Source organism: Marinobacter salicampi (genome assembly GCF_011074795.1).
In the GTDB taxonomy this organism is placed as follows: Bacteria; Pseudomonadota; Gammaproteobacteria; order Pseudomonadales; family Oleiphilaceae; genus Marinobacter; species Marinobacter salicampi.
Genome location: NZ_JAAMPF010000014.1, coordinates 93,077 through 112,925 on the forward strand (window position 1 = coordinate 93,077; position 19,849 = coordinate 112,925).

17 protein-coding genes are annotated in these 19,849 nt (G+C 56.5%); 3 read left to right on the top strand and 14 right to left on the bottom strand.

The genetic code is table 11. The annotated features are described in order from the left end of the window. Positions 1 to 83 precede the first annotated feature (83 nt). The 13 genes from rluF to G7W63_RS07450 form a co-directional block, all read right to left on the bottom strand. The gene (gene rluF, locus G7W63_RS07390; RefSeq protein WP_242634347.1) at positions 84 to 902 is read right to left on the bottom strand and encodes a 23S rRNA pseudouridine(2604) synthase RluF; all 819 of its coding nucleotides are present in this window, start codon (positions 900 to 902) and stop codon (positions 84 to 86) included. A gap of 82 nt (positions 903 to 984) precedes the next feature. Then, on the bottom strand, positions 985 to 1,872 hold the full coding sequence (locus G7W63_RS07395) for an AEC family transporter (protein WP_166255492.1): 888 nt from the start codon (positions 1,870 to 1,872) through the stop codon (positions 985 to 987). 97 nt (positions 1,873 to 1,969) lie between these two features. Continuing rightward, positions 1,970 to 3,526: a 2,3-bisphosphoglycerate-independent phosphoglycerate mutase gene (gene gpmI, locus G7W63_RS07400; RefSeq protein ID WP_166255495.1), complete on the bottom strand. Its 1,557-nt coding sequence runs from the start codon at positions 3,524 to 3,526 to the stop codon at positions 1,970 to 1,972. Positions 3,527 to 3,529: 3 nt separating this feature from the next. After that, complete coding sequence (locus G7W63_RS07405) at positions 3,530 to 3,757, bottom strand: triose-phosphate isomerase (protein ID WP_166255498.1); 228 nt, start codon at positions 3,755 to 3,757, stop codon at positions 3,530 to 3,532. Beyond that, complete coding sequence (gene eno / locus G7W63_RS07410) at positions 3,754 to 5,073, bottom strand: phosphopyruvate hydratase (protein WP_166255501.1); 1,320 nt, start codon at positions 5,071 to 5,073, stop codon at positions 3,754 to 3,756. Before eno ends, G7W63_RS07405 begins: the two co-directional genes overlap by 4 nt. A gap of 164 nt (positions 5,074 to 5,237) precedes the next feature. After that, positions 5,238 to 6,422 carry an iron-containing alcohol dehydrogenase gene (locus tag G7W63_RS07415; protein ID WP_166255504.1) on the bottom strand — a complete coding sequence of 395 codons (1,185 nt, stop codon included), beginning with the start codon at positions 6,420 to 6,422 and terminating at the stop codon, positions 5,238 to 5,240. Positions 6,423 to 6,498: 76 nt separating this feature from the next. Continuing rightward, on the bottom strand, positions 6,499 to 6,903 hold the full coding sequence (locus G7W63_RS19810) for a methyl-accepting chemotaxis protein (RefSeq protein ID WP_207308918.1): 405 nt from the start codon (positions 6,901 to 6,903) through the stop codon (positions 6,499 to 6,501). 188 nt (positions 6,904 to 7,091) lie between these two features. Further along, the gene (locus G7W63_RS07425) at positions 7,092 to 8,834 is read right to left on the bottom strand and encodes an ABC transporter substrate-binding protein (RefSeq protein WP_166255507.1); all 1,743 of its coding nucleotides are present in this window, start codon (positions 8,832 to 8,834) and stop codon (positions 7,092 to 7,094) included. A 227-nt stretch (positions 8,835 to 9,061) separates the two neighbouring features. Further along, positions 9,062 to 9,337 (bottom strand): DUF2160 domain-containing protein, encoded by a 276-nt coding sequence (locus G7W63_RS07430; RefSeq protein ID WP_166255510.1) that lies wholly within the window; start codon positions 9,335 to 9,337, stop codon positions 9,062 to 9,064. 10 nt (positions 9,338 to 9,347) lie between these two features. Continuing rightward, positions 9,348 to 10,148, bottom strand: coding sequence for a carbohydrate ABC transporter permease (locus tag G7W63_RS07435; protein ID WP_242634356.1), 801 nt, complete (start codon positions 10,146 to 10,148; stop codon positions 9,348 to 9,350). Positions 10,149 to 10,164: 16 nt separating this feature from the next. Continuing rightward, on the bottom strand, positions 10,165 to 11,031 hold the full coding sequence (locus G7W63_RS07440; RefSeq protein ID WP_166255515.1) for a carbohydrate ABC transporter permease: 867 nt from the start codon (positions 11,029 to 11,031) through the stop codon (positions 10,165 to 10,167). Then, positions 11,028 to 12,128, bottom strand: a complete 1,101-nt coding sequence (locus G7W63_RS07445; protein WP_166255518.1) for an ABC transporter ATP-binding protein — start codon at positions 12,126 to 12,128, stop codon at positions 11,028 to 11,030. The genes G7W63_RS07440 and G7W63_RS07445 overlap by 4 nt, the downstream gene beginning before the upstream one ends. 6 nt (positions 12,129 to 12,134) lie before the next feature. Next, on the bottom strand, positions 12,135 to 13,223 hold the full coding sequence (locus G7W63_RS07450) for an ABC transporter ATP-binding protein (RefSeq protein WP_166255521.1): 1,089 nt from the start codon (positions 13,221 to 13,223) through the stop codon (positions 12,135 to 12,137). A 325-nt stretch (positions 13,224 to 13,548) separates the two neighbouring features. Here G7W63_RS07450 and G7W63_RS07455 point away from each other — a divergent pair, with 325 nt between their 5' ends. After that, positions 13,549 to 15,414, top strand: coding sequence for a sigma-54-dependent Fis family transcriptional regulator (locus tag G7W63_RS07455; RefSeq protein ID WP_166255524.1), 1,866 nt, complete (start codon positions 13,549 to 13,551; stop codon positions 15,412 to 15,414). Between the two features lie 33 nt (positions 15,415 to 15,447). Here G7W63_RS07455 and glpK read toward each other — a convergent pair whose 3' ends face one another. Further along, complete coding sequence (gene glpK, locus G7W63_RS07460) at positions 15,448 to 16,929, bottom strand: glycerol kinase GlpK (RefSeq protein WP_166255527.1); 1,482 nt, start codon at positions 16,927 to 16,929, stop codon at positions 15,448 to 15,450. 244 nt (positions 16,930 to 17,173) lie between these two features. On the opposite strand from glpK, the gene G7W63_RS07465 reads away from it, so the two are divergent. Both G7W63_RS07465 and glpD read left to right on the top strand, forming a co-directional pair. Next, positions 17,174 to 17,932, top strand: a complete 759-nt coding sequence (locus G7W63_RS07465; RefSeq protein WP_166255530.1) for a DeoR/GlpR family transcriptional regulator — start codon at positions 17,174 to 17,176, stop codon at positions 17,930 to 17,932. A 332-nt stretch (positions 17,933 to 18,264) separates the two neighbouring features. Further along, positions 18,265 to 19,764 carry a glycerol-3-phosphate dehydrogenase gene (gene glpD / locus G7W63_RS07470; RefSeq protein ID WP_166255533.1) on the top strand — a complete coding sequence of 500 codons (1,500 nt, stop codon included), beginning with the start codon at positions 18,265 to 18,267 and terminating at the stop codon, positions 19,762 to 19,764. The last annotated feature ends 85 nt before the right edge of the window (positions 19,765 to 19,849 follow it).

Sequence of the window (19,849 nt, forward strand, 5' to 3'; positions counted from 1 at the left end):
CTGTTTTGAGAACTGGTTCAAGACAGGTCGGTGAAGGTTTGCGAGGAAAGAATGTGGACGAACCTACTGCGGTAAAGCTGGTTTCACGATCTGCGACTGGTGCTCTTTCGTGACCGGGCACGTTCCGCCGGGGCCATAGTTTTAGGTGGTGCCGGCGCAGATGCGGACAAAGCGGTTTTACTGGAGCCTGCCACCGCTTGGTGGATCGCTGCTGTTTCGCCGGGTGTCAGGTCTCGCCATTGGCCAGGCTTGAGGCTACCAAGGGTAACCATCATGATGCGTGTCCGCCTGAGACGAAGGACATCGTAGCCCAGATATTCGCACATACGCCGGATCTGCCGGTTCAGGCCCTGCGTGAGTACGATCCGGAACACAAAGCGAGCCTGAACCTGAACCTCACAGGGTTTGGTGACCGTGTCGAGGATGGGCACACCCTCTGCCATGCGCCGGACAAATTCGCTCGTGATCGGTTTATTGACGGTCACGAGGTACTCTTTGTCGTGGGCGTTTTCCGCTCTCAGTATCTTGTTGACGATATCGCCATCGCTGGTCAGAAAAATAAGCCCTTCGGAAGGCTTGTCGAGTCGACCCACCGGGAAAATACGCTCCGGGTGACCAATGGCGTCGATGATATTGCCCTTGACGTGTCGTTCGGTCGTGCAGGTAATGCCAACAGGCTTGTTGTAGGCGATGTAGACCCGGTCTGACTTGTTGCTGGCTGTCGCTTCAATCAGACGCCCGTCAACACGGACCTCATCGGCAGGGGTTACCCGGGTACCGAGCTCGGCCGGCTGCCCATTGACCGTCACCCGATTCTGCTCGATCAGCTTGTCAGCCTCCCGCCGGGAGCAGGTGCCTGAATCGCTGATCCACTTGTTGAGACGTTTATCGTTGACGGTCACCAGAACTGCTCACCTGTATGATTGGTCGAAGCTCCCATTTAACCACAACGAAAAAGTAAACTCATGGCTATGGCTGCCCTGTTCAGCCATAGCCGGCGGCGAATATCCAGCCGAGCACCAGTGGAATAACTGCGAGACTGCCCAGATTTCCTATCAGCACCAGGGACGCCACTTTATGGGGCTCCTGTTGATACTGTTCCGCCACAATATAGTTGAGCACCGCTGGTGGCAGGGCCGCAAACACCAGTAGTGCCGGTAGCTGCAACCCAGGCAGGTCCAGCATGTATACCAGGGGCCAGGCCAGGAGCAGACCACTGGCAGGACAGGCCACCGCCCCCAGCAGTCCGAGTTTCCAATCGCTGAAATCCACATCCAGCATGCGAACGCCCAGCGCAAACAGCATCAACGGAATACAGACACCGCCCAGCATGTTCAGGGCCTCAAGTAGCCACCCGGGCAACGGCACCCCGCCAAGGTTGACGGCTAGCCCTGCAATACTGGCAATCACGATGGGAAGCCGAAGCAGACGCCATAGCGGCGTGTTGGGGCTTAGCATGTAGAGCCCGACGGAAAAATGCAGCAGCATCTCCACGATAAATAGCACAACGGCAGCAGGCAACGCGGCTTCCCCAAAGGCCAGCACCAGCAAGGGGATACCCATGTTGCCACTGTTGTTGAACATCATGGGGGGAAGAAAAGTACGTATATCCAGCTTTAGAGCCCGTGCCACAGGCCAGAGCAGGAGTCCGGAGCCAAGCACTATGACGGCAGCGCCCAGAGCCAGGGGAGCGTATTCCTGAAGGGGCGCCTTCTGGTCGGCCAGCACCGCAAAGACGAGCATCGGCACGAACAGTTCCATGTTCAGGGTGTTGAGACCCTGGATATCAGGCGTGCGGAAACGTCCATAAAAAGCGCCGGCACCTGCAATCAGAAACACTGGCAGCAGGGTGGAGAGGATCTGTGTGAGCATGATGGCATTCCGGATACGCAGGAAGTCAGGCACTGCGCTTTGTTAGCTTGTTAATTATCCACAGCTTGGTGTCTGAACACCATCACGTCATTTGGACTTAAGTAGAATACACTGTCGGCTCTAGCAGGGAGTGGCCAGTCATCTCTTTCGGTTGTGCCAGGGCAAGCAGCGCCAGCAGTGTCGGTGCAATATCCTTGAGGCTGCCATCGACCAGAGCCCTGTGGGCCGCGCGGTCGCTCACGTATACCAGGGGCACCGTACCACGGGTATGAGCAGTATGGGCCTGCCCTGTCTCGGCGTCGAACATCTGCTCGACATTGCCATGGTCAGCGGTCACCAGACATTCCGCCCCGGTTTCCAGCACCGCATCTGCCACCTGCCCCAGGCAGTGGTCAAGGGCTTCCACAGCCCGGACCGCGGCGTTGAAGTTGCCGGTATGCCCCACCATGTCGCCGTTGGCATAATTGCAGACCACCAGATTAAACGTTTTGCTTCTGATCGCCGCCACCAGCTTCTCCGTCAGTTCAGGAGCGCTCATTTCAGGCTGCAGGTCGTAGGAGGCAACATCCGGCGAGGGCACGAGGATGCGCTCCTTGCCCTCGAAGGGTGCCTCCCTGCCCCCGTTAAAGAAGAACGTGACATGGGCGTATTTTTCGGTTTCAGCGATGCGAAGCTGTCGGTAACCGTTCGCCGACATAACCTCACCCAGACTGTTGGTCAAAGGCTGCGGTGGAAAGGCTACCGGGCAGTGGATATCGCCGGCATACTCCGTCAGCGTGACAAGGTTTTCCGGTGGCAGAATCACGGCACGCTCGAACCCGTCAAATTCCGGGTCTACAAGCGCACGGGTTAGCTGGCGTGCCCTGTCGGGACGGAAATTCATGAATACCACACCGTCGTTCTGCCCGAGTGCCCCCTGCCACGGGGTGTCTCCGATCACAGTCGCCTGGACAAACTCGTCATTTTCGCCGCGCTCGTAGGCAGCCCTGACCGCATCTGTGGCTGACGTGCTGTGAAAGCCAGCGCTACCTTCGGTCAGGAGCCTATAGGTCGCTTCGGTCCGGTTCCAGCGTTTGTCCCGGTCCATTGCGAAGTACCGGCCAACCACAGAGCCAAGACGGGCCTGGCCGCAGCCGGCAAGGCCACTCTCGAATTCGCTTATGGTTTCCAAGGCCTGCCTTGGCGGCGTGTCACGGCCATCAAGAAAGCCATGGATGACTACCTTATCCAGCCCTCTTTGCTGCGCCAGCCGGCACATGGCTTCAATATGAAGGACATGACTGTGGACGCCCCCGGGAGACAGCAACCCCAGTATGTGCAGCGTAGACTGGCGAGCGGCAACCGAGTCCACCAGGCGTGTAAGGGGTCCGTTGCGGTAAAAGCTGCCATCGGCAATGGCATTGTTGATCCTGGTAAAATTCTGGAACACCGTACGGCCTGCTCCGAGATTCATGTGGCCCACCTCGGAGTTGCCCATCTGGCCATCGGGCAAACCAACAGCGCCGCCGGAGGTGCTGATCCGGCTGTGAGGAAAGCGTGCTACCAGGCTGTCCCATACCGGCGTACTGGCCGCGGCAATGGCATTGTTTTCACTCTCTTCACGGTTTCCCCAGCCATCCAGGATGACCAATACCTTAGTGCTTCTGTCTGTCATGATTCAGCTGCCCTCGCCGCCACTGTGGGCGCTGACATTCTGCGCACCCAGGCAGACCCTGGAGCCCACCAGGCGCTGGCACACCTGGGCCAGATAGGGAAACGGCGGGCACACCGACACCCTCGCCCGGCGATTGGTGGCAATGTCAGGCAGACGCTCCGTCAGTAGGGTGTAGTTCGCCACATAGTTGCCATTCATTTTGCAGTTTCCAATGACCAGTGAAGGAATCATGTGTATGACTCCCGGTTGAAGGCCGGCCCATGCTGGCAATTGATGGCGGCAATGCCCGGGTAGCTTGTAGTCCCCGCCAGCTCTTCCTCAATCCGTAGCAGTCGATTGTATTTTGCCACCCGATCCGAACGGCACAGGGAGCCTGTCTTGATCTGACCGGCCCCGGTCGCCACGGCCAGGTCAGCGATGGTAGTGTCTTCGGTTTCGCCGGACCGGTGGGAAATGACAGCGGTATAGCCCGCCTGCTGGGCCATGCGGATGGCATCGAAGGTCTCGCTCAGGGCGCCTATCTGATTGAATTTAATTAGTATCGAATTGCCTACGCTGCGCTCGATACCTTCGGCCAGAATACGGGTGTTGGTGACGAAGAGATCGTCCCCGACCAGTTGCACCCGCTGTCCCAGGCGGCGGGTGAGCAGCTCCCAGCCAAGCCAGTCACTTTCATCCAGGCCATCTTCAATGGAAACGATAGGGTATTTCTCAACGAGACTGGCAAGGTAATCCACGAACTGACTTGAAGTATATTGCTGACCGGCGAGCTGATAGTAACCATCGCGGTAGAATTCCGAGGCTGCACAGTCCAGTGCCAGCGTGATGTCGGTCCCAAGCCGATAGCCTGCACCGTCGACCGCCTCGCGGATTACCTCCAGGGCCTGCTCACTAGAGGCCAGATTGGGCGCGAATCCTCCCTCGTCACCGACGGCCGTGGACAGGCCGCGCTGGGTGAGCACTTTTTTCAGGGCATGAAATATTTCAGCGCCGACCCGAAGGGCTTCACCGAAGCTCGAAGCGCCAACTGGCTGGATCATGAATTCCGGAATATCGATGTTATTGTCGGCATGTTCACCACCGTTAATGATGTTCATCATCGGCACTGGCATGACGTAGGTAGGTGTCCCTCCGAACAGCTCGGCAAAGTGAGCATACATCGGCATGTGTCGCGAACGTGCAGCGGCCGACGCGGTAGCCAGCGACACTGCGAGTAATGCATTGGCACCCAGTCTGGTCTTATTCTCTGTGCCGTCCAGCGCAATCATGACCTGGTCAATGGCGAGCTGATCGACCGGGTTCCTCCCGAGCAGAGCCGGGGCGATTTCCCGGTTAACTCCGGCCACCGCCTTTAGCACACCTTTGCCGAGGTAGCGTCTGACGTCACCGTCTCTGAGTTCCAGAGCCTCCCGGGAACCGGTGGAGGCACCCGAAGGGGCACAGCCAGCGCCTACAGTTCCGTCGCTGAGTTCAACATCGGCTTCGATGGTGGGGTTACCTCTGGAATCCAGGACTTCCCTGGCTGTTACGCGTCGTATGGCATTCATCTTGTTCTTTTAACCTCGATACGGGGATATTTTTGTTTTATCGAAAACCAACACTACTATAATATTCGTTATCGAATTTTAACAACCTTAAACGAACATACTTAATGAAAAATAAGCCTGTAACTGAAGAATAGTCAGCTATAACGAATATTCGAAAATCGGGTTTACAGTCGCTGTTCCAGGACCAGAAGTAGCTCCGACTCGGTCAGTACCAGGGGGTTGGTCCTCATACTGTTGCCTCCACTGGCGGCTACGATGGTCGGCAGGTCTGCCTGGGAAATGCCAAAGGTTGACAGACGGGGTACATGGCAGGCCTCGGTCCAGTGATGAAGTAGCTGTGCAAGAGCTTCGGGGGAACCAGTGTCGCCGCTACCCTCCGGAGTCAGAATACGCCAGACCTCACGATACTTTGCCAAAGCAGGGCTTACCGGTTCCCGGGCCTGCAGCAAGCGAATGTTTGCCTCGGTACAGGCGGCCAGCATGGTGCCGCACGCCATGCCGTGCGGAATTCCGAAAAACGCCCCGAGAGGCGAAGCAAAACCATGCACCGACCCAAGGCCGGCCTGGGTCAGGCAGATACCCGACAGCATTGCGGCATAGGCGAGTTGACTGAAATCCCTGACCGGATGGTCCGGGTCAGGCCTGAAACCGAGAGCGAAAGCCCTCAGGCCATCGGCCGCCAGAGCGTCCGTAAAGGCGCTTGCCCTGGGTGACGCGTACGCTTCCAGCAACTGGGTAACAGCGTCAAGGGCATTGCCGAGCATTACAGATGCTGGGCAACTTTCAAGTAGTGATGGATCGACCAGCGCCAGCCGGGGCAGCAGCCTGTCGTCCCGGAACGATTTCTTGAACCCCCCTGGTCCGGCCTGGGTAATGACCGCGTTCCGGGTCAGCTCGCTCCCGGTTCCAGCCGTGGTCGGGACCGCAACAAAAGGCACCGCCGGACCGGTATAATCTTCTGGCCGCCCTACGCCTTCAAGGAAATCAGATACCGGCCGCTGGCAGGTAAGCAGCCCGGCAATAGCCTTGCCCGCATCAAGTGCGCTGCCACCGCCGATCGCCAACACACAGTTGATGCCCTCACCGCCGTACTCCGCTACCACCTGATCGACCTGGTGCGGGCTGGGCTCCCCTTTAACAGAAACCTGGCGCCAGCGGACACCCGCTTCTTCCAGTTGTTCCACAAGGCTCAGCCAATAACCAGTGGCCCTGAACGACTGGCTGCCGGTAACAATCAGCAAGCTATTGCCCAATGCCGCTACGGCGGGGACGAGCTGGTCGAAGACCCCCTTGCCGAACACAATTCGAGGCAAGGCGGCCACGCCAAACGGGTTGAGCTGATTCGACATCAAGAACACCTCCGTGTCGGTAAAATAAGTAGTCAGGCAGTGATACGGCTTTGCCAGTGGCCCTGGGTCGGTCCCGCTATACCCGGAACTGTTTCAGCAAGGTCTCGAAACGCTCCATCAATACCTGCAGGCGTTTGCCGTCGGCCGCAAGCGCTTCGATCTGGCCAAAATTCTGCTGCGCGGCGGAACTGATATCGTTCACGTTCCTCGTTACCGAGGCGGCGACGGACTCCTGTTCGTACATTGCGCCGCCGATCTGATCCGCGGTATGCCGGATGTCGAGCATGGCTTCGCCGGCTTTGTCGATGTCTACAGACGCCTGTTCAATCAGGGCGCGGGACCCCTTGAGCTGGGAACGGCTCATGGCCATCTCGGCCACGGCTTTCTTAGAGCCTTCTTGCAGGCGGGAACTAAGAGCACGGATAGTGTCCGTGCTCTGGGTAGTACGGCGGGCAAGTTCGCGAACTTCGTCGGCGACCACGGCAAAACCGCGGCGGTGCCGGTAAACGCCAGTAAAAAGGGCCGGATCGACTTCACAGGAGACAGATGTTCTGTCGCTCTGCCGCGGGGGGATTGCATGGGCAGCCGGCCAAGGTTCTGGAGTACAAAAGTAAGGCACAATCTGCGGGCCACCTTTAAGTCCTTCGGTGGCCCGCGCCGCGCGCGGTCCTAGTTGGACTGCTCCCAGCTCTTCAACAGTTCCTTGTAGGCAACCGTCTGGCCCTGGGGCTTCTCGTTTTCGAGCTTGGGCTTTGGTGAACCGGGCTGATCCAGCCAGTAGCTGGCTTCACGGGGTTCATTGAGCTTGGGTCCGCAGATGTCCTGGACGTTGGCACGCTCCAGACGCATCATCACCTTGTCCTGAGCTTCCGCCAGGCCATCAAGCGCCTGCTGGGGCGTGCGCTCGCCGCTTGCAGCCTGGGCGATGTACTGCCACCACAGTTGTGCAAGTTTGGGGTAGTCTGGCACGTTGGTGCCAGTCGGCGTCCACTGGACCCGGGCGGGGCTCCGGTAGAATTCCACTAGGCCGCCCAGCTTGGGTGCGGCTTCGGTCATGGCCTCGGAGTTGATATCTGACTCACGAATAGGCGTAAGGCCAACCAGCGTCTTCTTCAGGGAAACGGTCTTTGCCACGGTGAACTGGGCGTAAAGCCAAGCCGCCAGACGACGCTCTTTCGGGGTCGACTTCATGAAGGTCCAGGCGCCAACGTCCTGATAACCCAGCTTCATGCCCTCTTCCCAGTAGGGCCCTCGTGGTGAGGGAGCCATGCGCCACTTCGGCGTACCGTCCTCGTTCACTACTGGCAGGCCTTCCTTGTTCATACTCGCAGTAAAGGCGGTGTACCAGAAGATCTGCTGGGCAATGGCGCCCTGGGCAGGAACAGGCCCGGCTTCGGAGAACGTCATGCCCTGAGCTTCCGGCGGAGCATACTTCTTGAGCCAGTCTACATATTTCTCGGTCGCATAGACGGCCGGGGGCGCATTTGTGGCGCCGCCGCGTGTCACGCTGGAGCCGACGGGATGACACTCCTCAACACGGATGCCCCATTCGTCCACAGGCAGGCCGTTCGGCAGGCCCTTATCACCACCACCTGCCATGGAGAACCAGGCATCGGTGAAACGCCAGCCCAGGGAGGGATCTTTCTTGCCATAGTCCATATGGCCATAGACACGCTTGCCATCAATTTCCTTCACGTGTACGGAAAAGAACTCGGCAATGTCTTCATAGGCAGACCAGTTGACAGGAACACCCAGCTCATAGCCATAGCGCTCTTTGAACTGCTCCTTGAGGTCTTCACGTTCGAACCAGTCAGCCCGGAACCAGTAGAGGTTGGCGAACTGCTGGGTGGGCAGTTGGTAAATCTTGCCATCAGGCGCAGTGGTGAAATCAAGGCCGATAAAATCGTCCAGATCGAGGGTCGGCAGGGTAACGTCCTTGCCATCGCCTTCCATCATGTCTGAGATGGGCACAACCTGGCCATACCGGTAATGGGTACCGATCAGGTCAGAATCGTTGATATAACCGTCAAATATGTTCCGGCCCGACTGCATCTGGGTCTGCAGCTTTTCGATCACATCGCCTTCCTGGATCAGGTTATGGGTAACCTCGATGCCGGTAATTTCAGCGAAGGCTTTGGCCAGCACGTTTGACTCGTACTCATGGGTGGCGATGGTTTCGGAAACCACATTGATCTCCATACCGCGAAACTGCTTTGCCGCCTCGGTGAACCACGCCATCTCCTTCAACTGCTCTTCCTTACTGAGTGTTGATGTGGCGAACTCTTCTGAGACCCATTTTTCGGCAGCGTCGGAGTATTGGTCCGCATAAGCTTGAAGGCTCATGCCAAGACCGGCAGCGCCTACCGCTGTGCTTAACAGCAGCGCTTTCGGATACTTATTGTTTTTAAACATATCCAACCTCATTTGTATTGTTAGAATCTGGGATGACGACCACGCTGCATTGAGCCTGGGTATTCCATCCGCCCCATTCGACTTCGGTCACCAGTCAAACGGCTGATCGAAAACAACGATTGCTCGATTTCGACCATAAAACAAACATTAGTTCGTATTCGAACCCAAATCAACACTAAAACTCTTTTATTTCTGCTTTTTTCCGTTCTAATACCACCTCTTCCTTGCTACCCCCACCGCAGCAGAACGGCGAGCCAGATGACTGATACGGCCAGGGCAATATAGAGGCTCAGTTCAGTCAGCCCCAGCCATGCCAAGTGGATATAGGCGCTGGTCAGCAACCCGATAAAGAGCCGGTCACCCCTGGTCGTGGCTATGGGCAGAAAGCCCTTTCGCTCCGAACAGGGAGAAACCACTTCGTAAACGGTCATCACGAGCAGGATTGCTGCTATTACGGCAAAGAAAATAGCGACCGGTAAGGTCCAGTTCATCCAGGCAAGCATGGTTCTCTCCTTATACCCGGCCGAGGGCGAAGCCCGTGGCTATGTGGTTACGTACGAACCAGACCACCAGCAGGCCAGGCAGAATGGTCAATACCCCGGCAGCAGCCAGGACGCCCCAATCTATGCCACTGGCCCCCATGGTCCGCGTCATAATGGCCCCAATGGGCTGGGCGTCCACCGATGTCAGCGTACGGGCCAGCAACAGCTCCACCCATGAGAACATGAAGGCAAAAAAGGCCGCGACCCCTATGCCCGAGCGAATCATCGGAATAAAGATCTTCACGAAGAACTTGGGAAAGCTGTACCCATCTATATAAGCCATCTCGTCATACTCTTTCGGAACGCCGGAGATAAAGCCCTCCAGTATCCATACCGCCAGCGGCACGTTGAACAGACAATGGGCCAGGGCAACGGCTACGTGAGTGTCGAACAGCCCGATGGAGGAATAGAGCTGGAAGAATGGCAGCAAAAACACCGCCGGCGGCGCCATCCGGTTACTCAGCAACCAGAAGAACAGGTGCTTGTCTCCCACAAACTTGTACCGACTGAAGGCGTAGGCAGCCGGTAGGGCGACCAGCAAGGTGATCACGACGTTGATGGAGACATAGATCATCGAGTTGATGTACCCGGAGTACCAGCTCGGGTCGGTAAAGATCGTAATATAGTTGTCCAGCGTGAAGGTCTGGGGCCAGAATGTCAGGGTGCCCAGGATTTCCTGGTTGGTCTTGAAGGACATGTTGAGCAGCCAGTAAATGGGCAGCATCAGCAACACGATGTAGAAGGTGATTCCAAAACCTTTGCGTTTGTTCATTTTCATCACAAAGCCCTCACTTCTGTCTGTCGAGGTGGGTGATTGCGGTGAAAAACAGCCATGACACCAACAATACGATCAGGAAGTAAATCAGCGAGAATGCAGCCGCACGCCCGATATCAAACTGGCCTATGGCCATGGTGGTCAAAGTCTGGCTGAGGAAGGTGGTTGAACTCCCCGGGCCACCTCCGGTGAGCACGAACGGCTCGGTATAGATCATGAAGCTGTCCATGAATCGCAGCAGCACAGCGATCACCAGCACACTTTTGAGCCGGGGCAGCTGAATGTACCGGAATATGGCCCAGTTTGACGCCCGGTCAATTTCGGCAGCCTGATAGAAGGCTTCCGGTATGGCCCGTAAACCGGAATAGCAAAGCAGTGCCACCAGAGGCGTCCAGTGCCAGACGTCCATCAGCAGAACCGTCAGCCACGCATCCACGGTGCTCGATGTATAGTTGTAATCCATCCCCAGCTGGTTGAGGCCCCAGCCGAACAAGCCGATATCGCCACGGCCGAAAATCTGCCAGATGGTGCCCACCACGTTCCACGGAATCAACAACGGAATAGCCAGCAGAATCAGGCACAGGGATGCCCGCTTACCGGTAGTGGGCATCATCAACGCAATGCCGATGCCAAGAGGAATCTGGATGGCCAGAACCGCACCAGAGAACAGGAACTGGCGACCCAGCGAATCCTGCAGCCGATCACTGCCAAGGACTTCTTCAAACCACTCGGTTCCCACGAAATAGGCACTGCCCGGCCCGAAGATGTCCTGCACCGAGTAGTTCACTACGGTCATCAGGGGAATCAGGGCGGAAAATGCCACCAGGATGAAAACGGGAAGCACCAGCCACCACGCTCTGTTGTCAGCTATCTTGTTCATTCCGCCTGCTCCTCTACCAGGTATTCGTCGATATACAGCTTCAGCCACTGCCGGGGAAAGGCCACGTGAAGCGTCGCAGCCTCGGTGTCCTGGTCCTCACTGACGCGGGCTTTGATCACCCGGTCCCCGAGCATCAGAGTGACTATCTTGTAGGTGCCCAGATCTTCCACATCCCGCACGGCACACTCATGGGTATCGTCGGAGGCATGGTCGGTGACCTGAATGAATTCCGGCCGGATGCCCAGTTTGAGATTGCTGGAACCCACCCGTTCTATGTGGTCACACAGAGTCTCGCTGAGCGGCACGAAGGTATCGTCGAAACGTACACCGCCGTCTTCCCGGCTCACCTCGACCAGGTTCATGCCGGGGCTGCCGATGAAGTAACCCACAAAGGTGTGGTTGGGAGACTCGAACAGCTCCCGGGGCGTACCGAACTGCACGATCTGGCCGCCATACATGACCGCGATCTTGTCAGCAAAGGTTGAGGCTTCGAGCTGATCGTGGGTGACGTAGACCATGGTGATATTGAACTGTTCATGGATCTGCTTGAGCTTACGCCTGAGCTTCCACTTGAGCTGGGGATCGATGACGGTCAGCGGCTCGTCGAACAGAATGGCGGATACATCATCCCGGACCAGTCCCCTGCCCATGGATACCTTCTGCTTCTCATCCGCAGTAAGACCTTTGGCTTTTTTGTGAAGCACCGGCTCAAGCTCCAGGATGGCCGCGATTTCCTCCACCTTGACCTTGATCTTGGCCTTGGGCTGACCGGCATTGCGCAAGGGAAACGCCAGGTTGTCATAGACGGTCATGGAATCGTAGATAACCGGGAACTGGAACACCTGGGCAATATTGCGGTCCTTGGGTGACAGCTCGTTAACTCGCACGTTGTCAAACAGTACATCCCCTTCCGAGGGCGCCAGCAGGCCCGAGATGATGTTCAGCATCGTGCTCTTGCCGCAGCCGGAAGGGCCCAGCAAGGCATAGGCACCGCCCTTGTGCCAGACGTGACTCATTTGCCGAATGGCGTAGTCTTCCGGTCCCGCGGGGTTCTTGCTGTAACTGTGGGCCAATGATTTTAATTGTATTTCGGCCATGACTACTTACTCCTTGGACGTATGTACCGGGGCCTGGACAAGCGCGCCGCCTGGCTCAAACACAAACAGTTTCCCGATCGGGAGGTAAACCTTGATAGGCGTATCAGGCTTGTATTCGTGCACCCCCATCAGCTGCAAAACCATCTGGAAATGATCGTTGCTAACATGCATGAAGGTTTCAGAACCACTGATCTCACCCAGGTCCACGGTCATGGGCAGTTCCAGGTCGTCTTCGTTCTGGGGCACAAGGCTGACGTGACTGGGACGGATGCCGAACTGGTAGGGACCGGCCGGCAACTGCCTGAGGTTGTTGGTCAGGGGATGATGAGCGTATTCATCAAAGGTGACTTCGGTGTCCGTGACCCGGCCATTCATCAGGTTGATTGGCGGTTCGCTGAATAACTCGGCTGCTGTCACATCTACTGGTTGCCGGTAGACCCGGGTGACCGGACCGGATTGAATGATCCGACCCTGGTGCAACAGGGTTGTTACACCACCCAGAGCCAGTGCCTCGTTGGCTTCAGTGGAGGCATACACTGCGATACAGTTACGCTCCTTGAACAGTTCCCGTAGCTCTGTCCGTAGCTCTTCCCTCAACTTGTAGTCAAGATTCACCAACGGCTCATCGAACAGCACCAGGGTGGCATCCTTGACCAGGGCACGCGCCATGGCCGTCCGTTGCTGCTGACCACCGGACAATTCCAGCGGGTAGCGACCAAGCAGCGGCTCGATCTGAAGCATGGCAGCAGTTTCCTTTACCCGCCGCTCAATCTCGGAATCGCGCATCTTGGCCAGCCGCAAGGGGGAAGCGATGTTCTCCCTGACTGTCAGATTGGGGTAATTGATGAATTGCTGGTAGATCATGGAAATATTGCGGCGCTGAACCGATTCACCGGTCACATCCCTTCCATCCACCAGCACACGCCCGGTATCCGGTTTGTCCAACCCGGCCATTACTCGCATCAGCGAGGTCTTGCCGGCGAGTGTACGGCCAAGCAATACATTGAAAGAGCCGGCTTCAAAAGTGATGTTCGCATCAGCGATAAAGGGAACGCCATCCACGACACGGGAGACGTTTTCCAGTGTTAACGACATACGTAGAGTCCTTGTTTTTATTCTGGACGTCGTGGTTGCAGACGGTGAAAAGCTCCAGCCTGACAGTCACGGAAAGTTCGCTTGCGAATGTTACAACGCAATGAACATACCAGTTTTCAACCAAACCTACGCATTACTCCCTATGTCTCTGTATGAAATTCAGTTTTTGGTCATCTCTGGATTGGCGATGCCGCGTTAATTGTTCGCAACCGAAATACAATGATCATTCTGAACATTGACTTTCACACAGTCTGAACACAATACTGAACAGTTCCTGACATACAGAACGCCATCGCCCGCCAACAACACTAAAAACGAAAATAGGATGAGCCGCGTGACCGGTCTAAACAAGAGCAGTGAGTTCGGAAGTGTAATTGCGGCCTCCTGGGACCGCTGCCGTAGGTTCGGTCTCAGCCACGAAAGCAGACCAGAGCATCCCCAGCTGAGCCGGCAGCAACGGGAACAACTTCGTCACAGTCACAGCCTTCTGTTGGAAACCACAGAACGGGAGGTCCTCCCCTACTATGAAAACATTCTTGCCAACAGTCGCTGCATGATTGTTCTGGCGGATGACAAAGGCGCCATTCTCAGCAACTGGGGCGACAGACGTTTCATTGAATCGCCGCGCAAGCCGCTGTTTCGGGAAGGTGCGAATTGGCAAGAGCAGGTCAGCGGAACCAACGCGATTGGAACAGCCATCGCATGCGGCCATGCGGTCCAGGTCCAGCGTAACGAGCACTACCTGAAAACCAACCGCTTCATGATCGGCTCGGCAGCCCCCATCCTTGATGAACAGCAGAACCTGGTGGCTGTGCTGAATGTGTCCAGCGACGCTTACCTGCCCCAGGCCCATACCCTGGGCATGGTCCGCCTGATGTCACAGTCGGTGGAGAATCGGCTGCTGATCCACAATTTCAGCACCTGTTTCATGCTGACCTTCAATACCAATGCCGATAACCTCGACAGCCAATGGTCGGGCCTGGTGGCCTTTGATGAGACGGGTCGGATAGTCGCCGCCAATCAGCGGGCGGTGTTGTTGCTGGGTATGTCTCTGGAGCAGCGGCTGCTCACCGAGGTATTTGAGCTTTCCCGACGGGATCTGGTGCCCTCGACCGACCTGGTCACGCTGCAGCTCCATACCGCCGGGCAAAGGACTTTCCACGGCCAGATACGGCGACCGGTTCGCCCGGCGACAACGGTTCCTGCCAGCGGCCGGGTCCAGCAGACAGCGCCTGACACCCTGACCTTTGAAGACATCGAATTCGGGGACCCACGACTGCAACGGAGCATCCAGCAGGCCAGACGGGTCATGGACAGGGACATCCCCATCCTCATCCGGGGCGAGACGGGGGTTGGCAAGGAGGTTTTTGTCAAAGCCCTCCACCAGGCCAGTGTCCGCAACAATGGCCCCATGGTGGCGGTAAACTGTGCCGCGATCCCGTCCGAACTGGTTGAATCCGAGTTGTTTGGTTATGAAAAAGGCGCCTTCACCGGAGCGAACACACGTGGCGCTGTCGGTATGATCCGCAAGGCCCACGGCGGTGTTCTGTTTCTTGATGAGATTGGGGAAATGCCCCTGAGCGCCCAGGCACGGCTTCTGAGGGTGCTGCAGGAGCGGGAGGTCACGCCCCTGGGTTCGACGGAGAACTTTCCGGTGGATATCCGGCTTATCTCAGCCACCAACCAGCACCTGCGGGCCCAGTTGCAGAACGGTCATTTCCGGGCTGATCTCTATTACCGCCTCAGCGGCCTCAGCATTGAGCTTCCGCCCTTGCGAGCACGGGCGGACAAGCGTGAACTGTTCAGGCAGGTGCATGCAAGGTACCGGGACAGCTCGCAATACCCGGAGCTGTCTGAGGCCCTGCTTGAGCTCTTCGAGCAACATCCCTGGCCTGGTAACATTCGCCAGTTGATCAACGTGTTGCAGGTAGCCCTTGCCATGGCAGACTCAGGTCCCCTGGAGACCTGGCATCTGCCGGATGAATTCGTTGACGATGTTCAGGCTGCTGCCCGACCCTCGCCGGCGGGAGGCACGAACAGGGCAGACATTCAGGTCAAGGTTGAGCATTCAAGCCCTCTGCTTGCCGTGTTTAACCATTACCAGGGCAACGTTTCAAAGATTGCCCGCCACCTTGGCTGCAGTCGGAATACAGTCTACAAGCGTCTCAGAGAGCTGGGTATACGCCAGTAGACGATGGGCTCTCCTATCGCATTGGATCCTGCATCAGGTACTCTGGAGTCTGGTAACTGCCTCAACCCATCCCTCATAAAAACCGTCACGCCGCTCCTTGCTCATGGTTGGGGTGAACCGGCGGTCGCAGAGCCACATATCCTCGAGGCTTTGCAGGGAAGCGAACATGCCAGCCTTGAGCCCGGCCAGATAAGCGACGCCAAGCGCTGTGGTTTCAATAGTCTCGGGCCGGTCAACGGTCGCGCCGAGTATGTCAGCCAGAAACTGTAGTACCCAGTTATTGGTCACCATACCGCCGTCCACACGCAAGGCGATCGGCCGCAACCCATCCTTCTCCATTGCCTTTTGCAGGTCCTTGGTCTGGTAACACACGGACTGCAGCCCTGCGGTCACGATTTCCTTGATACCGGTATCGCGGGTCAGACCGAAAATTGCTCCCCTTGCCTTGGGGTCCCAATAGGGCGCGCCCAGGCCGGTAAATGCGGGCAGCAGGTAGACCCCGTGATCGAGCGAGGTCTGCTCGGCAAGGGGCTCACACTCATCAGCCATTTTGATGAGTTTGAGGCCATCCCGGAGCCACTGGATGGTCGCCCCGGCGACAAAGATACTGCCTTCCAGGGCATAGGTGGTGACGCCGTTGAGCCGATAGGCAACGGTCGTCAACAGACGATGCTCGGACTTCAGGGCTTCCCTGCCGGTATTGAGCATCAGGAAACAACCGGTGCCATAGGTGCTTTTGGCCATGCCCTCATGGAAGCAGGTCTGGCCGAACATTGCCGCCTGCTGGTCTCCGGCGACGCCGTAGACCGGCACCTCAGATCCCAACAGTTCTGCCCGGATATTGCCGAAATCGTCGGATGAGTCCCTGACCTCGGGCAGCAGGGCGGCGGGAATATCAAACAGGGCAAGCAGCTGTTCATCCCATTGCTGGGTATGGATATTGAACAGCAATGTGCGTGAGGCATTGGTCGCGTCTGTAAGATGAGATTTGCCGCCGGTCATCCGCCATAAAAGAAACGTATCGACGGTGCCAAAGGCCAGTTCGCCCTTCTGGGCGCGCTCACGGGTGCCGGGGACATTGTCCAGTATCCAGCGGATCTTGGTGGCCGAGAAATAGGGGTCTACCAGGAGCCCGGTTTTACTGTTGATCATTTCTTCCTGGCCATCATCCTTGACGGATTGACAATAGTCGGAAGTACGCCGGTCCTGCCAGACAATAGCGTTGTAGACAGGTTCGCCAGTTTTGCGATCCCAAAGGATGGTAGTTTCGCGCTGGTTAGTGATACCGGCCGCGACAATATCACTGGCGCAGAGATTGCCTTTTTCAAGGACCTTGCGACAGCTGTCCACCACCGAGGTCCAGATAGCTTCGGGGTCGTGCTCTACCCATCCGCTGGCCGGGTAGTGCTGGATAAACTCCTGCTGGCTGACCGCGTGAATCGCGCCGGTATCAGTGAAAACGATGGCCCGGGAGCTGGTTGTGCCCTGGTCGATGGCCAATAGATATCGAGTCATTGGTTCACTCCTGACTGTTGCTGTTCTTATTTTTTCGTATTTTTACTATTTTTATCGTTTAAGCCAAGAACTAATTTCGGTTTGAGTAATTTTTGCGATTTAAAACACCGCCGCACGTCTTGTCCTTGACTTCAAAACCGTTAAATTATCTCATGACTCTCGCAATAGACTGTTTTTTGCGGATAATCCGTTTGTTAAGACCGTTTTCAACGGCCTTCCAGGCTGTGATCACAGGAGTACAGGCATGGCACAAAGACACCGTCAGGATCTGATCATGGAGCTTATCCAGAAGAACGGGTTTGTGACCACGGAGCAGCTTGTGGATCACTTCCAGGTTACGCCCCAGACCATCCGCCGCGACCTTAACCAGCTGGCCAAACAAAGCCGCGTCCGGCGTCACCATGGCGGAGCAGGGATCGATTCAAGCACCGTAAATACCTCCTACCAGACTCGCAAGATTCTCGAACTGGAAGCCAAGGAAAAGATTGCTGAAACCCTGGTCAAGATCATTCCGGACAACGCGTCACTGTTCATCAATATTGGCACGACCACCGAAACCATCGCCCGCGCACTCCTCAACCATAACAACCTTCGCGTCGTGACGAATAATCTGCACGTGGCTTCCATTCTGGCGGCCCGGGAAGACTTCAATATCATTATAGCCGGTGGCGAAGTCCGCAATCGGGATGGCGGTATCGTCGGCGAGGCCACCCGGGACTTTATTAACCAGTTCAAGATGGACTTTGGCATTATCGGCATCAGCGGTATCCACAGTGACGGCTCCCTACTCGATTTCGATTATCGTGAAGTCCGCGTTGCACAAACGATCATTGCCAACTCGCAGAAAGTCCTGCTGGCGGCTGACCATTCCAAGTTCGGCCGCAACGCCATGGTCCGGCTTGGCGACATAACCCAGGCTCACCACTTCTTTACCGACCAGCAACCCCCGGCAGAAATCCGGCAGATGCTGAGGGAAAACGAAGTCGACCTCCACGTTGTCTGAGACCGAATCCTAGCCTTCGGAAGCCCAGACTCCGCAATACGTTCCCTCCGGGCCTGAAGGCCTCGCCCTGCCTCGGTATGAGCCGGCCGATGGGCACCACTCTTGCTCCCGTCGTTGTTTTCGAACAGACCCACCTTTGAGGCAGAGGCCCGGTCCAGACAGAATGTCTACTCTATCGTAATTTATTCACAAATGTTCGTTTTTGACCATCTTTTTTCCTTTACGAATTAAAAACTTTTTCGCATAATGAACAAAGCTGCATGGCTCGAACAATTGAACAACTGCGCATGAGCCATGGTGAATCGCGCCCTTTCTGTCTGGAGACGGCAAGCATGACCGCTGATAATAATATTTATGACCTCATTGTGGTGGGTGGAGGGGTCAACGGAACCGGTATTGCTATGGATGCAGCCGGTCGCGGGTTGAAAACCATTCTTTGCGAAATGAATGATCTTGCATCCGCCACCTCCTCGAACAGCAGCAAGCTGATACACGGAGGGCTTCGTTATCTTGAACATTATGAATTCAAACTTGTTCGCCAGGCCCTAGCAGAGCGTGAGTCGCTTCTTCGTAACGCTCCCCATATCATGTGGCCGATGCGGTTTCGGCTACCCCACCAATCCCACCTGAGGCCGGCCTGGATGATCCGGACCGGTCTGTTTCTTTATGACCATCTTGCCAAGCGCGAACTACTGAAAGGCTCCAAGAGCATCAGGTTTGCCCCGGACGGGCCGATGGTCAGCGACATCACCAAGGGTTTCGAATACTCCGACGGCTGGGTTGACGATGCGCGCCTTGTGGTCCTGACTGCCAAGGCTGCCGAAGAGAAGGGTGCCCAAATCAAGACCCGCACTAAATGCGTCAAGGCGGAACGGACGGACAAATTGTGGCATGTAACGCTCGCTGACACCCAGACCGGGGAGAAGAAAACCTACCAGTGCCGCGCTCTGATCAATGCCAGCGGCCCCTGGGTCAGCAGGCTGTTCAGTGACACCATGACCATCACGGCCCCGAAACAGATCAGGATGGTGAAGGGCAGCCACATTGTGGTGCCTAAAATTCACGACGAGCCAGAAGCCTATATTCTCCAGAATGCCGACAATCGCATCATCTTCGTGATTCCCTATGAAGACGATTTTTCCCTCATCGGAACCACAGATGTGGACTATGAAGGGGATCCGAAAAAAGCGGTTATATCACCGGAAGAGACCGAGTATCTGGTAGGCATCGTTAATGACCATTTCAAACACAAGCTGACACCCGATGACGTGGTCTGGTCCTACTCAGGGGTCCGGCCCCTTATGGACGACGAGTTCGGAGATGCCCAGAAAGCCTCTAGAGATTACACCTTTGAAGTCGACGGAGGGAAAAAGGAGGCGCCCCTGATCTCGGTCTTTGGTGGCAAGATCACGACCTACCGCAAACTTGCAGAGGCCGCGACGGATCGTATCTGTGATTTCTTTCCGAACGCCGGCCCTGGGTGGACCAAGCACGCCGCCCTGCCCGGCGGGGATTTCACAGACCAGCCCACCCTTCTGGCTGAGTTCAAGGTTGAGTATCCCTGGCTGCCTGAGAGTCTTGCCCGACGTTATGTAAGGACCTACGGCACCCGGACCCGGACTCTGCTGAAGGATTGCCAATCAATGAAGGACATGGGACACCATTTCGGCGCTAACCTCTACGCCAGCGAAGTCAGTTACCTGATGAAGCACGAGTGGGCACAGGAGGCCGAAGACGTGGTCTGGCGCCGTACCAAGCTCGGCCTGAGGTTGAAAGACGACGATCTCGCCGGTCTGCAGAACTATATGGATAAAATACGCGCAGCAGCATGACACTCATGGCCACAGCCTTGCCTCTGCCCTCCAGCAGTACCTGAGTCCCCTTCAGGTTTTCACGGCCGCCGACGCGGTCTTTTTT